This is a genomic window from Actinocorallia aurantiaca (assembly GCF_039533685.1).
In the GTDB taxonomy this organism is placed as follows: Bacteria; Actinomycetota; Actinomycetes; order Streptosporangiales; family Streptosporangiaceae; genus Actinocorallia; species Actinocorallia aurantiaca.
The window spans coordinates 27,972-40,338 of record NZ_BAAATZ010000001.1 but is presented as its reverse complement, the minus strand read 5'-3'; the positions used below and the strand labels follow the sequence as shown (position 1 = coordinate 40,338).

The following is a 12,367-nucleotide window of genomic DNA, read 5'->3' as shown; positions in this document are numbered from 1 at the left end:
ACCGCGAGCATGGTCGCTCCGGCCGTTTGCAGAGTGCTCGGATATCCCCCCGGAGTGGCCAGAGCGATGAGGACCAGTCAGCCCAGTCAGCCGACGACCGGCACCAACAACACCGGCCCCCGCGGCCTCGGCACCGGCCTCGCGGCCTCCGCCGGACAGCGGCTGCCGGTGCCGCCGCGGGAGCGCAAACCCGCCCTGGCGGCCCTCGCGGTGCTGCTCATCCTGGGAGGTGCGCTGGTCAGCGCCTACCTCGTCATCCAGAGCGGCCAGCGGGTCTCGGCGATCGCCATCGACAAGGCGGTCGCCGCCGGCGAGCAGATCCCCGTGACCGCCCTCAAGCAGGTGTCGATCGGCGACACCGGCATCCCGTACGTGAGCTGGAGCGAGCTCGACGAGGTGACGAAGTCGTACGCCCTGGTGCCGCTGACCCCGGGCGCGCTGCTCGTCAGCGGCATGACGACCCAGACGCAGGAGACCGCCAAGGGGCGGGTCCTCGTCGGCCTGTCGCTGAAGGCCGGCCAGCTGCCGAGCGAGGGCCTGAAGCCGGGGCAGAGGCTCGCCCTCTACGCGGTCGGCGGGCGCAGCGAGTCGGGCATCAAGCCCGGGACGATGCTGTCGGCCGACGCCCTGGTGTACAAGACCCCCGCCACGTCGGACGACGGGTCCCTGGCGTCGAAGACGAAGACGAGGACGAGCACCGAGGTCCGCGTCTCCGTCGAGGTGCTGCCCGAGCAGGCGCCGGCCATCACCCTGGCGGCCTCCGCCGGGGACATAGCGGTCGTGGTCGTCCCGCCGGGCACCACGGTGACGATGCCGCAGGCCCCGCAGTCCAAGCCCCAGTCCAAACCGCAGCAGCCGACGACCAAGCCGGGCGGGTGACCCGTTGGCACTGATCGCACTGGCAGCGGACAAGGGCGCGCCGGGGGTGACCACCGCGGCGGTGGCGCTCGGCGCCGTCTGGCCCCGTCCCGTCCTGGTCGCCGAATGCGACCCGGCCGGCGGCGACCTCGTCTACCGGCTCCCCGGCGAGCACGGCATGCTCGACCCGGCCAAGGGCATGCTCTCCCTGGCCACCGAGGCCCGGCGCGGCCTGCGCCCCGAGCAGATCGCCCCGCACACCCAGCGGCTGGTCGGCGGCCTCGACGTGCTGGCCGGGCTGACCAACGCCGAGCAGTCCAAGGGCCTGGACTGGCTGTGGAGCCCGCTGGGCCGCTCGTTCGCGATCCTGCCGGGCGTGGACGTGCTGGCCGACTGCGGCAGGCTCGGCCCCGGCGCGGGGCTGCTGGACCTGCTGCGCGAGGCGGACCTCGTCGTCCTGGTCACCCACGCCACCCTGGAGCACGTCGCCCACCTGCGCGAGCGCATCTCCCAGCTGTCGGCCGACCTGCCCCAGCAGCGCGCCCAGCTGGGCGTGATCGTCGTCGCGGACCCGCGCGGCTACCGCGGTTCGCTGACCGAGGTCGAGCGGGTGCTGGCCCAGTCGAAGCTGCCCGCCCAGGTGATCGGCGGGCTGGCCTACGACCCCAAGGGCGCGCAGATGCTGCGCGGCGAGTGGGGAGGCAGGCTCGACAAGTCCCTGCTCATCCGCTCCGCGCGCGAACTGGCCGGCCACCTGCTGGCGCGGCCCGCGCTGGAACGCGTGGCACAGGCGGCCCGCGACCACCCGTCGGTGACGGCCGAGCCGCTCCGCGGCCACTCCACCGGCCCCCAGCAGGCGTTCCGGCAGCCGGATCCCCGCCAGTCGGGATCGCACCAGATCCTGGGCGACGGAAGGGGCCGCTAGATGGACCACGTCCTGGTCAAACGACTCCGCCAGGAGGTCGGCGACAGGCTGGCCCACCAGCGCAGGCTGGACGCCGCGTCGGGCCTGCAGCCGATGTCCTCGGAGGACGAGCGGCAGTTCGCCCGCGCGCTCATCTCCCAGGTGCTGGAGGAGCACGCCCGCTCGGAGATCGGCTACGGGCGCCGCCCGCCGACCCCCCACGAGGAGGAGGAGTACGCGGCGGGCATCCACGCCGCGCTGTTCGGCGTCGGTCGGCTCCAGCCGCTCCTGGAGGACCCCGAGATAGAGAACATCGACGTCAACGGGTGCGACCGGGTGTTCCTGTCCTTCGCCGACGGACGCGAGGTGATGGGCGAGCCGGTCGCCGACTCCGACGAGGAGCTCGTCGAGCTCATCCAGATCCTCGCCGCCTACTCGGGCCTGTCGTCGCGCCCGTTCGACACCGCCAACCCGCAGCTGGACCTGCGGCTGCCCGACGGGTCCCGGCTGTCGGCCGTCATGGACGTCACCCAGCGGCCCGCGCTGTCCATCCGGCGCGCCCGCCTGGGCAAGGTGTTCCTGGACGACCTGATCGGCAACGGCACCCTCTCGCCCGAGCTGGCGTCGTTCTTCCGCGCCGCGGTCGGCGCCCGCAAGAACATCATGATCTCCGGGGCGACGAACGCGGGCAAGACGACGCTGCTGCGCGCCGTGGCCAACGAGATCCAGCCGCACGAGCGGCTCATCACCGTCGAGCGCGCGCTGGAGCTCGGCCTGGAGCAGTTCCCCGAACTCCACCCCAACGTCGTGGCGTTCGAGCAGCGGCTGCCCAACTCCGAGGGCCAGGGCGAGATCTCGATGGCCGAGCTGGTGCGCCGCTCGCTGCGCATGAACCCCTCCCGGGTCATCGTCGGCGAGGTCCTGGGCGACGAGATCGTCACCATGCTGAACGCGATGACCCAGGGCAACGACGGCTCGCTGTCGACGATCCACGCCAACTCCTCGATGGAGGTCTTCAACCGCATCGCGACGTATGCGATCCAGTCGGAGGAGCGGCTGCCGATCGAGGCGACCCACATGCTCATCGCGGGCGCCATCGACTTCGTCGTCTTCATCGACAAGCGCAACGACTACCACCGGGGCGGCAGGCTGCGCCGGTTCGTCTCCAGCGTCCGCGAGGTGACCGGCTGCGACGGCCGGGTGCTCTCCTCGGAGATCTTCGCGCCGGGACCCGACGGGGCCGCCCGGATCCACGCGCCCGTCGCCTGCGCCGACGAGCTCGCCGAGTTCGGCTACGAGCAGCAGGGGACGGTGGTGTGGCGGTGACGCTCGACCTGGACGTCGTCCTCGCGCTCTTCGGCGGCGGCATCGCCATGGCCGGCCTCGTCCTGCTGGCGATGGCGGTGCGCGGGATGCCCGCCAAGCCCGGCCGGCGCACCCCGCGCTCCCGTGAGGAGCTCGTCAGGGCGATCACCACCAGGACGGGCATCGCGGTCATCGTCGGGGTGGTGTCGCTGATCGTCACCCAGTGGGTGGTCGTCGCGGTCGGCATGGCGCTGCTGGTGCTGGGCTGGGAGAGCGTGGCGGGCGGCGCGGCCGAGGAGCGCCGCTCGATGGCGCGCCTGGAGGGCCTGGCCTCCTGGGCGGAGTCGCTGCGCGACACCATCGCCGGCGCGGTCGGCCTGGAGCAGGCCATCCCCGCCTCGGTCAGGGCCGCCGCGCCCGCCCTGCAGCCGCCGCTGCGCGCGCTGGTCGACCGGATGCACACCCGGGTGCCGCTGCCCGAGGCGCTGCGCCGGTTCGCCGACGACCTGAACGACTCCTCCGCGGACCTCATCGTCGCGGCGCTGATCCTCAACGCGCGGCTGCGCGGGCCGGGCCTGCGCGAGATGCTCGGCGCGCTGGCCACCTCGGCCCGCACCGAGCTGGAGATGCGCCGCCGCGTGGCCGCCTACCGCGCCTCCACCCGGCGCAGCGTCCAGATCGTCGTGACGTTCTCGGTCGGGTTCGCGCTCGTGCTGACCGTCCTCAACCCCGGGTACGTGGCGCCCTACCGCTCGTTCATGGGCCAGATCGTCCTCGCGGCGGTCGTCGGCCTGTACGCGCTCGGCTTCTTCTGGCTGCGCCGCCTGGCCAGGTTCCAGCTTCCGCAGCGCCTGCTGGGCGAGTCCGAGCCGGCCGCCGCCGAGACGGAGCGGCCGCTGCGCGGCCGCGCCGCGATGGACGCGGGGGTGGGCCGGTGACCGGGGCGATGCTGGCGGGAGCCGTCGTCGGGCTGGGGCTGTTCGCTCTGCTGCGGGCGCTCTTCCCCGCCCGCAGGGGACTGCGCTCCAGGCTGTCGGAGTACGACGAGGTCGCCAGGCGCGCCCAGCCGGGGAAGTCCGGCGCGCGTCCCCAGATCCTCGTCAGGCCCTCGAAGCCGGCGAGGGCGGAGGGCGAGCCGGAACGCCGGATGGACAGGGTCCAGTCGGAGCTGGGCAGGGAGCTGGCGAAGTTCTGCGAGGACCGCGGCTGGGAACTGCGCAGCACCCGCGCCGACCTGGCCATCCTGGGCCGCGACTACGAGTCCTACCTGGCCAGCAAGATCCTCGCGCCGGTCGCGGCGCTCGCCTTCACGCCGGTGTTCGTGGTGCTGGTGATGTTCGCCGGCGGGATCTCGCTGAGCATCCCGCTGTGGGCGGGCCTCGCCTTCGCCGGAGTGGCGTTCTTCTTCCCCGACCTCCAGCTGAGGCAGGCCGCCGCGGAGGCCCGCGAGGACTTCCGGCACGTGGTCGGCGCGTTCCTCGACCTGGTCGCGATGAACCTGGCCGGGGGCCGGGGCGTGCCCGAGGCGCTGATGACCGCCTCGCAGGTCGGGTCCGGCTGGCCGATGCTGCGCATCCGGGAGACGCTGGCCAACGCGCGGATCGCCGGCATGACGCCCTGGCAGGCCCTGGGGGTGCTGGGCGAGGAGATCAACGTCGCGGAGCTGGCAGACCTGGCCGCCGCGCTGGCGCTGGTCGCCGACGACGGCGCCAAGGTGCGGCAGTCGCTCTCGGCGCGGGCCGGCTCGATGCGCAGCCGGGAGATCTCCGCCATCGAGGGCAGGGCCGGCCAGAACTCCCAGACCATGCTCATCGCCCAGCTCTCCTTCTGCCTGGGCTTCCTCGTCTTCCTGATCTACCCGTCGGCCATCCAGGTCATCAGTTTCTAGGAGGTCAAATGAACCCGCTTCAGCATCCCGCCGTCGCCTATCTCCGGACGGTGCTCGCGGTCCGGATGGACCGCCTGCGCGACGAGGAGGACCGCAGCGCCGGGGCGTCCGCCATCGAGTGGGCCATCATCACCGGCCTGATCGCGGCGATCACCCTGGCGATCGCGGTCACCATCCGCAACGCCATCGAGGGTGCCGCCAACAACATCCAGACCCAGTAGTCCGATGGCAGCCCCCGCCGGGAAGGACCGGGGCGCCACGGCCATGGAGTGGGCCCTGCTCACGCCGGTGATCCTGCTCGTCATCCTGCTGTGCATCCAGTTCATGATGGTGTACCACGCCAACCACATCGCGCTGGCGGCCGCGCAGTCGGGATCCCGGGCGGCCCGAGAGGCCGGTCCGGGAGGCGGATGGGAGGGCGTCGGCGACGACGCGGCCCGCACCACCGTGGCGCAGCTCGGTCCCGGAGTGCTCCTGCTGACGAACGTCACCCCCTACGGGGACGGCGTCTACGACCGCGGATTCGAGGTGACCGGCACGGCCAAGGCCGTCGTCCCGGGAATGACGTTCACCGTGACCAAACGCGCCGTCGGGCCGGTGGAGTGCTTCCGCCCGGACGTCGGCGAGGCCAAGGTCTGCGAGGAGGACGCCGGATGAGCTCCGGGCGCGACGACCGCGGCGGCATGACGCTGGAGCTGGTGCTGCTCACCCCCGTGCTGGTGCTGCTGTTCCTCTTCCTGGCGCTGGTCGGGCGGCTGGTGAACGTGCAGAGCCAGCTCGACGGCGCCGCGAGGGACGGGGCCAGGGCGGCCTCGGTCGCCCGCGACGAGGGCGACGCCCAGGCGTTCGCCGTCGAGGCCGTGGACCAGTCCCTGGGCGGCGGCAACTTCTGCCTCGGCGACGCCGCCCAGACCGAGGTCGACCTGGGCGACTGGGGCCCCGGCGGCCAGGTCACCGTGACGGTCACCTGCCAGACCGACCTCACCGGCCTGAACCTGGTGCCGTTCGCGGGCAACCCCGAGAAGACCGGGACGGCCTCCGCCCCGATCGACACCTACCGCCGCATGGACTGCGGCGGAGAACCCTGCGAGGTCCCCGAATGACGGGAGAGGCGCGAACCGGCCGCCGTGAGGACCGCGGCACGTTCAGCATGTTCACCGTTCTGTTCGCCCCGATGGTGCTGCTGTTCGCCGGACTGCTGTTCGACGGCGGGCTGGCCATCCACGCCAGGCAGCGCGCCCTGGACATCGCCGAGCAGGCGGCCCGGGCGGGCGCCGACGAGATCGACGTCGAGGTGCTGCGCGACACCGGCGAGCCGGTCCTGGACGGGGACGCCTGCGGCCGCGCGCTGGAGTTCGTCGCCGCGTTCGACGCCGACGGCTACGACGGGGGCTGCGCGCTGACCGGCGTCGACGAGGTCACCGTTCAGATCGCCAAGCAAGTCGACACCCTTTTCCTCGGTCTGATCGGAGTGAACGCGTTTACCATCGAGATCGAGGCCTCGGCACATCCGGAAGACGGGGCGTGACTGAACTGATGCGTAGGCAACCCGTGGCGGCGAGGGAACGCCGGAGCGCCGGCGAGGTGCTGGGGGGGCTCCTGGCCCTGCTGGCGCTCGTGGCGCTCGCCGTCGGCGTGCCGGCGGCGCTGCTGCGCTTCACCGGTTCGCCGATCCCCTCGGAGGCGCCCGACGCGTCGGTCTTCACCGATCCGCTCGACATCGAGAGCATCCTCTACGTCATCACGCTCGGCGTCTGGCTGGCGTGGCTGCAACTGGTCTTCTGCCTGGTCGTCGAGCTCCACGCGGGGGTTCGCGGCATCGGGGTCCCGGCGCGGGTGCCGCTGGCCGGGGCGACCCAGGCGGTCGTGCACAAGCTCGTGGTGGCGGTGCTGCTGCTGTTCACCGCGACGACGGCCATCATGCCCGCCTTCACCCAGATCCAGCAGGCCCAGCAGCCGTACCGGATCACGCAGGCGGCCGCGCACGAGGAGCTCGCGCAGCACGGCCGGCACGCGCCGGGCCACCTGGAGCGGCAGAAGGTCGCCTCGGCCCCGGAGGAGCGGGACGGCGCCACCGCCAAGATCTACACCGTCCAGCCGCCGCACGGCCGCCACCATGAGAGCCTCTGGGAGATCGCCGAGAAGTGCCTGGGCGACGGGCGGCGCTACAAGGAGATCTTCGAGCTCAACAAGGGCCACGTGCAGCCCGACGGCTCACACCTGCACAAGGCGAGCCTGATCCGTCCCGGCTGGGTGATGGAGATGCCCGCGGACGCCCGCAACACCCAGATCATCCCCAAGTCCCAGCTCCAGGACTACTTCCGCGAGGGCCACGCCGACCCGAAGGACGCGAAGCCCAGGCCCGCGCCGAAGCCGGAGCAGCAGAAGACCGAGGACAAGACCCTCGCCGCCCCGCCTCCGGCGCAGGAGGAGAAGAAGCCCGGGACGCAGGCGCCGCGTCCGGACCGGCCCGGCGAGGTGCACGCCGAACAGCGGCCCCAGCAGTCGCCCGCGCCGACCCCCGTCCTGGAGATCCAGCCGCAGGCGCCGGCGTTCCCCTGGCCCGAGGCGCTGGCCGGCACGTCGCTGCTGGCCGCCGGGGTGCTCACCAGCCTGGGCATGCGCCGCCGCGCCCAGCTGTCGCGGCGCCGGGCCGGGCAGATGATCGCGCGCCCGGAGGACGGGAGCGCGCTGGCCGAGCAGGCGCTGCGGATCGGCGCGGACACCGAGGGCGTGCGGGTGCTGAACCTGGGCCTGCGCCAGCTCTCCCAGGGCCTGGCGGCCCAGAAGCGCACCCCGCCGACCGTCTACGGCGTGCACCTGGGCCCGCGCACCCTCGACCTGTGGATAGCCCCCGCCGACGAGAACCCGCCGAGCCCGTGGGAGGCCCACGACGGCGGCCAGGTGTGGCGGCTGCCCACCTCCGCGCTCGCCTCACTCGAGGCCTCGGACTTCGCCGACGTGCTCGCCCCCTACCCGGGCCTGATCTCGCTGGGCACCAACGAGGGCGGCCGGGTGCTGGCCGACCTGGAGGCCGCGCACGGCCTGATCGCCGTGGACGGCCCGCCCGAGCAGCGCAAGGCGGCGCTCGCCGCGATGGCCGTGGAGCTGGCCACCAACAGCTGGTCGGACCACATGCGGCTGACCCTCGTCGGCTTCGGCGACGAGCTCCAGCAGATCGCCCCCGACCGGATCCGCTGCCTGCCCTCGCTGGCCGAGGCGCTGCCGGAACTGGAGGCGCGGACGGCCGAGGTGCGCCAGGCGCTGCAGGCGGCGGGCGCGGACTCGGTGCTCACCGGACGGTGCCGCGGGGTGTTCGGCGAGGCGTGGATGCCGCACTACCTGGTGATGGCCGACCAGCCGTCCAAGTCCGACGCGGCCAGGCTGGTCGCGCTGGCCAGGACGGGGCAGCGGCTCTCGGCGGGGTACCTGGTCGCCGGGCACGTCGAGGACGCCACCTGGCACTGGAAGATCGACTCCGAGGGCGTGCTGGACGCCGGCGTCCTGGGCTTCCAGGTGGAGGCGCAGCGCGTCTCCGAGTCCCAGTACCACGCGGTCGCCGGCCTGTTCCGCGTCGCCGCGCGCCAGGAGGGCGTCCCGCTGCCCGCGGTGCGGCCGGAGCAGCCCGCCGGCGCGGCCGGAGACCGTCCGGCCGCCGACATCAGGGTGCTGGGCCGGATCTCCGTGGACGCGCCCGGCGCGGTCGACCCGAACCGCCGGGACATCTGCGCCGAGGTTCTGGTGTACCTGGCGACGCATCCCGGCGGGGTGCACCCGACGGTGCTGAGCGGCGCGGTCTGGCCGCGCGGCGTCACCGCGGGCGTCCGCGACAGCACCATCGCGATGGCCTCCGACTGGCTGGGCCGCGACTCCCGGGGCAGGCCGAACCTCTACTACGACGAGCGGGGCAGGCTCAAGCTCGGCTCCGAGGTCCGGATCGACCTCCAGCACTTCCGGTTCCTGCTGTGGCGTTCGGCGGCGGAGCCCGCCTCGGAGGCCGCGTACCTGTCGCACGCGCTGGAACTCGTCCGGGGCCCGCTGCTGGCGGACCGCGCGAAGGGCCGCTACTCCTGGCTGGCCGCCGACGCGCTGGAGTACGAGACCGTCGCCCGGGTGGTGGACGCCGCCCACCGGCTGGCGGAGCTCCGCCTGGCCGAGCCGGACCCCCGGGGCGCGGTGCAGGCGGCACGCTCCGGCCTGCGCCTGGCCCCCGACGACGAGCTCCTGTGGCGCGACCTCCTGCGCGCCACCGGGGCGACCGGCGACCGGACGGCCGTCCACGCCGTCCTGGACGACCTGCGCGGCCGGCTCGACTTCGACCTCCTCCAGCCGGAGACCGAGGCCCTCATCGACGAACTGGCCCCCCGCGCCCATGCCCGCGGCGCGTGAGGGTCGGGGGCGGTGACGTTCTCCGCGCTCGGCCGGACGGGAGGAACAGCGGGGCCGGGAGAGAGCTCAGGCGTCGGACTTGCCGAAGCCGATGCCGAACTCCCGGTAGATGCGCTCCCAGAAGCCGTCGCGCAGCCAGGTGCGGGCCTCCTGGTAGGGGCGCAGCGAGCGGCCGAGCATCTTCTCGGCGTCGATGAGGAGTTCCTTGTCGATGACCGGCGGCAGGATCGGCCCGGGCAGGAGGTCCCGGATGTTGTCGCGGCCCCGCTCGAACACCCATTTCTGCGCCACGTGCTCGCCGACCTCCAGCATCTGGTTGCGATCGGGTCCGAGCTTGCTCTCGGCGGGCGCCTTGGCGGCGGGCACGGGGGGCCGGACGGGGATCGGCGGCGCGACCTTCCCGGCGAAGACCTGGGCGGGGGAGGGGACGGGCGGCGGCTTGGGCCCGTTCAGCGCGGTGGGCGCCGGGGCCGCGGCGGGCACGGCGAGCATCCCGGCCTTGACGAAATAGGGGCGCAGGAAGTCGGCGGGCAGCACCTCGACCGTGTCGGACTCCCAGACCAGCCACTCGGCCTGGTTGGAGCCGTGGGTGGGCTCGACGCCCCACAGGTGCACCCGCACCCCGTACCGCTGGGCCGCCTCGACGGCGGGCAGCATGTCCTCGTCCCCGGCGAGCAGCACCGCGTCGGTGATCGCGCGGTGCCGGGCCAGCGCCTCGAGGTCGGCGCGCAGCTGGGCGTCCACGCCCTTCTGCTGGCCCTGGGCGTTGAGATTGCCCAGGCGCAGCTTCACCAGCGGCAGGTTGGCGATGACCCGCTGCTCGACGGTCGGCTGCTTGCGGGGCGCCGCGTCGAACCAGTACAGGCGCAGCAGCTCGCCATTGATCTTGGCGTCGGCATGCGCGGTCAGTGCTTTGATGAGCTTTTCCGCGAATACCCGGTATTCACGCCTGGAGCCGGCTTCGAGTAGCAGGGCTCCGGAGGCAGCGTAAAGATAGCCCGCGTCCACGAAAACGGCATAGCGGGCAGGTTGCGGTAGGAACTCCGAAGCAGCCATTGGTACACCACCTTATGTGTACCCGAGCTTTCCGCGCGGCTAGTTGCACCCCGCGTTTCCGCCGATCACGGAGCGTCAGCCCGGCAGGGCGCTCGCCCTCCACGCCCCGGGGCCGGGGCGGAGAGGGCGGCGCGCCAGGCGGGAGCGGTCGGTCCAGGCCGACGGGCGGCGTGCCGGAGGCGCGGCCGCCCCGCCCGCCGCGCGGGCGGAGACGACCGCGATCAGTGCGGCGATCTCCTCGGGGGTCGCGTCACCCTTGACGATCTGAAGGAACGGACGCTCACTCATCTTCAACCTCCGGCGAAGTGCACCGACACCGATCGACTACAGCGACATATCTACTAAAGCGGAATATTGCCGTGCTTCTTCGGCGGAAGGGTCTTGCGCTTGTCCTTGAGGGCGCGCAGCGCCTTGATCACCTGAATGCGGGTCTCGGACGGCTTGATGACCGCGTCGACATATCCGCGCTCGGCGGCGATGTAGGGGTTGGCGAGGGTGTCCTCGTACTCGGTGATCAGTTCCGCGCGGCGCACGTCCGGGTCCTCGGCCGTCGCCAGCTCGCGCCGGTAGAGGATGTTGACCGCGCCCTGCGCGCCCATCACCGCGATCTGCGCGGTCGGCCACGCCAGGTTGACGTCGGCGCCCAGGTGCTTGGAGCCCATGACGTCGTAGGCGCCGCCGTAGGCCTTGCGGGTGATGACCGTGACCAGCGGGACGGTCGCCTCGGCGTAGGCGTACAGCAGCTTGGCGCCGCGCCGGATGATGCCGTCCCACTCCTGGTCGGTGCCCGGCAGGAAGCCCGGCACGTCCACGAAGGTCAGGACCGGCACGTTGAAGGCGTCGCAGGTCCGGATGAACCGGGCGGCCTTCTCCGAGGCGTCGATGTCCAGGCAGCCGGCGAACTGCATCGGCTGGTTGGCGACGACGCCGACGCTGCGCCCGTCCACGCGGCCGAAGCCGACGACGATGTTCGGCGCGAACAGCGGCTGGACCTCCAGGAAGTCGCCCTCGTCCAGCACCGCCTCGATGACCTTGTGCATGTCGTAGGGCTGGTTGGCCGAGTCCGGGATCAGCGTGTCGAGCTCGTCGACGAGGTCCAGGGCGTCGGCCGGCTCGAACTCCGGCGCCTCGGACATGTTGTTCGAGGGCAGGTAGGACAGCAGCGCCTTGACGTAGTCGATCGCGTCCGTCTCGTCCGGGGCCAGGTAATGGGCCACGCCGGACTTGCTGTTGTGCGTGTGGGCGCCGCCCAGCTCCTCGAACGTCACCTCTTCGCCGGTGACGGTCTTGATCACGTCGGGGCCGGTGATGAACATGTGCGAGGTCTTGTCGACCATGACGATGAAGTCGGTCAGCGCGGGGGAGTAGACGTGCCCGCCCGCGTTCGCGCCCATGATCAGGGAGATCTGCGGGACGACGCCGCTGGCGTGCACGTTGCGCTTGAAGATCTCGGCGTAGAGGCCCAGGGCCACCACGCCCTCCTGGATCCGGGCGCCGCCGCCCTCGTTGATGCCGATGATCGGGCAGCCGGTCCTCAGCGCCATGTCGAGCATCTTGACGATCTTCTCGCCGTAGACCTCGCCCAGGGAGCCGCCGAAGGCCATGACGTCCTGGGAGAACACGCAGACCTGGCGGCCGTCGACCGTGCCGTAGCCGATCACGACGCCGTCGCTGTAGGGGCGCTTCTTCTCCAGCCCGAACATGGTCGAGCGGTGCCGCGCGAACTCGTCGAACTCGACGAAGGAGCCTTCGTCGAGCAGCGCGTCGACACGCTCGCGGGCGGTCATCTTGCCCTTGGCATGCTGCTTTTCCACGGCCGCCGCCGAGCCCGCGTGCACGGCTTCGTACCTGCGTCGCTCAAGGTCGGCGATTTTTCCCGCCGTGGTGTGAATGTCGATCTTTTCGACAGGGGGTTCAACCGCTTCCATCGCCATGCGCGCAAGAGTAACGGGGCGCTTTCTCCGGAT

13 protein-coding genes are annotated in these 12,367 nt (G+C 72.3%); 10 read left to right on the top strand and 3 right to left on the bottom strand.

From position 1 onward, the window contains the following. The first annotated feature begins 66 nt into the window (after positions 1 to 66). Genes ABD327_RS00200 through ABD327_RS00155 form a run of 10 tightly spaced genes read left to right on the top strand, consistent with a single transcriptional unit; the run spans position 67 to position 9,344 of the window. Positions 67 to 879, top strand: coding sequence for a CpaB family protein (locus tag ABD327_RS00200; RefSeq protein WP_344447962.1), 813 nt, complete (start codon positions 67 to 69; stop codon positions 877 to 879). A gap of 4 nt (positions 880 to 883) precedes the next feature. Continuing rightward, positions 884 to 1,783, top strand: a complete 900-nt coding sequence (locus ABD327_RS00195; protein ID WP_344447961.1) for a CpaE/TadZ family protein — start codon at positions 884 to 886, stop codon at positions 1,781 to 1,783. Next, positions 1,784 to 3,088: a TadA family conjugal transfer-associated ATPase gene (locus ABD327_RS00190; protein ID WP_344447960.1), complete on the top strand. Its 1,305-nt coding sequence runs from the start codon at positions 1,784 to 1,786 to the stop codon at positions 3,086 to 3,088. It begins immediately after the preceding gene. Further along, positions 3,085 to 4,005 carry a type II secretion system F family protein gene (locus ABD327_RS00185; protein WP_344447959.1) on the top strand — a complete coding sequence of 307 codons (921 nt, stop codon included), beginning with the start codon at positions 3,085 to 3,087 and terminating at the stop codon, positions 4,003 to 4,005. Before ABD327_RS00190 ends, ABD327_RS00185 begins: the two co-directional genes overlap by 4 nt. After that, positions 4,002 to 4,955: a type II secretion system F family protein gene (locus ABD327_RS00180; RefSeq protein ID WP_344447958.1), complete on the top strand. Its 954-nt coding sequence runs from the start codon at positions 4,002 to 4,004 to the stop codon at positions 4,953 to 4,955. The genes ABD327_RS00185 and ABD327_RS00180 overlap by 4 nt, the downstream gene beginning before the upstream one ends. An 8-nt stretch (positions 4,956 to 4,963) precedes the next feature. Further along, on the top strand, positions 4,964 to 5,176 hold the full coding sequence (locus tag ABD327_RS00175) for a Flp family type IVb pilin (RefSeq protein ID WP_344447957.1): 213 nt from the start codon (positions 4,964 to 4,966) through the stop codon (positions 5,174 to 5,176). Between the two features lie 4 nt (positions 5,177 to 5,180). Next, entirely contained in the window at positions 5,181 to 5,612 is a 432-nt protein-coding gene (locus ABD327_RS00170) for a TadE/TadG family type IV pilus assembly protein (RefSeq protein WP_344447956.1), read from the top strand. Beyond that, positions 5,609 to 6,058, top strand: coding sequence for a TadE/TadG family type IV pilus assembly protein (locus ABD327_RS00165; RefSeq protein ID WP_344447955.1), 450 nt, complete (start codon positions 5,609 to 5,611; stop codon positions 6,056 to 6,058). Before ABD327_RS00170 ends, ABD327_RS00165 begins: the two co-directional genes overlap by 4 nt. Then, the gene (locus ABD327_RS00160; protein ID WP_344447954.1) at positions 6,055 to 6,483 is read left to right on the top strand and encodes a TadE/TadG family type IV pilus assembly protein; all 429 of its coding nucleotides are present in this window, start codon (positions 6,055 to 6,057) and stop codon (positions 6,481 to 6,483) included. The genes ABD327_RS00165 and ABD327_RS00160 overlap by 4 nt, the downstream gene beginning before the upstream one ends. Before the next feature lie 8 nt (positions 6,484 to 6,491). Continuing rightward, entirely contained in the window at positions 6,492 to 9,344 is a 2,853-nt protein-coding gene (locus ABD327_RS00155; RefSeq protein WP_344447953.1) for an AfsR/SARP family transcriptional regulator, read from the top strand. 66 nt (positions 9,345 to 9,410) lie between these two features. On the opposite strand, the gene ABD327_RS00150 is transcribed toward ABD327_RS00155, so the two are convergent. The 3 genes from ABD327_RS00150 to ABD327_RS00140 form a co-directional block, all read right to left on the bottom strand. Beyond that, positions 9,411 to 10,400 (bottom strand): NYN domain-containing protein, encoded by a 990-nt coding sequence (locus ABD327_RS00150; RefSeq protein WP_344447952.1) that lies wholly within the window; start codon positions 10,398 to 10,400, stop codon positions 9,411 to 9,413. Between the two features lie 75 nt (positions 10,401 to 10,475). Further along, the gene (locus ABD327_RS00145; RefSeq protein WP_344447951.1) at positions 10,476 to 10,688 is read right to left on the bottom strand and encodes an acyl-CoA carboxylase subunit epsilon; all 213 of its coding nucleotides are present in this window, start codon (positions 10,686 to 10,688) and stop codon (positions 10,476 to 10,478) included. 53 nt (positions 10,689 to 10,741) lie between these two features. Beyond that, positions 10,742 to 12,334: an acyl-CoA carboxylase subunit beta gene (locus tag ABD327_RS00140; protein WP_344447950.1), complete on the bottom strand. Its 1,593-nt coding sequence runs from the start codon at positions 12,332 to 12,334 to the stop codon at positions 10,742 to 10,744. Positions 12,335 to 12,367: the final 33 nt, after the last annotated feature.

Excerpts from the sequence above, each read along its gene's own strand:
- ABD327_RS00200 (WP_344447962.1), top strand. The coding sequence starts at position 67 with ATGAGGACCAGTCAGCCCAGTCAGCCGACGACCGGCACCAACAACACC.
- ABD327_RS00190 (WP_344447960.1), top strand. The coding sequence starts at position 1,784 with ATGGACCACGTCCTGGTCAAACGACTCCGCCAGGAGGTCGGCGACAGG.
- ABD327_RS00175 (WP_344447957.1), top strand. The coding sequence starts at position 4,964 with ATGAACCCGCTTCAGCATCCCGCCGTCGCCTATCTCCGGACGGTGCTC.
- ABD327_RS00170 (WP_344447956.1), top strand. The coding sequence starts at position 5,181 with ATGGCAGCCCCCGCCGGGAAGGACCGGGGCGCCACGGCCATGGAGTGG.
- ABD327_RS00165 (WP_344447955.1), top strand. The coding sequence starts at position 5,609 with ATGAGCTCCGGGCGCGACGACCGCGGCGGCATGACGCTGGAGCTGGTG.
- ABD327_RS00160 (WP_344447954.1), top strand. The coding sequence starts at position 6,055 with ATGACGGGAGAGGCGCGAACCGGCCGCCGTGAGGACCGCGGCACGTTC.
- ABD327_RS00155 (WP_344447953.1), top strand. The coding sequence starts at position 6,492 with ATGCGTAGGCAACCCGTGGCGGCGAGGGAACGCCGGAGCGCCGGCGAG.
- ABD327_RS00150 (WP_344447952.1), bottom strand. The coding sequence starts at position 10,400 with ATGGCTGCTTCGGAGTTCCTACCGCAACCTGCCCGCTATGCCGTTTTC.
- ABD327_RS00145 (WP_344447951.1), bottom strand. The coding sequence starts at position 10,688 with ATGAGTGAGCGTCCGTTCCTTCAGATCGTCAAGGGTGACGCGACCCCC.
- ABD327_RS00140 (WP_344447950.1), bottom strand. The coding sequence starts at position 12,334 with ATGGCGATGGAAGCGGTTGAACCCCCTGTCGAAAAGATCGACATTCAC.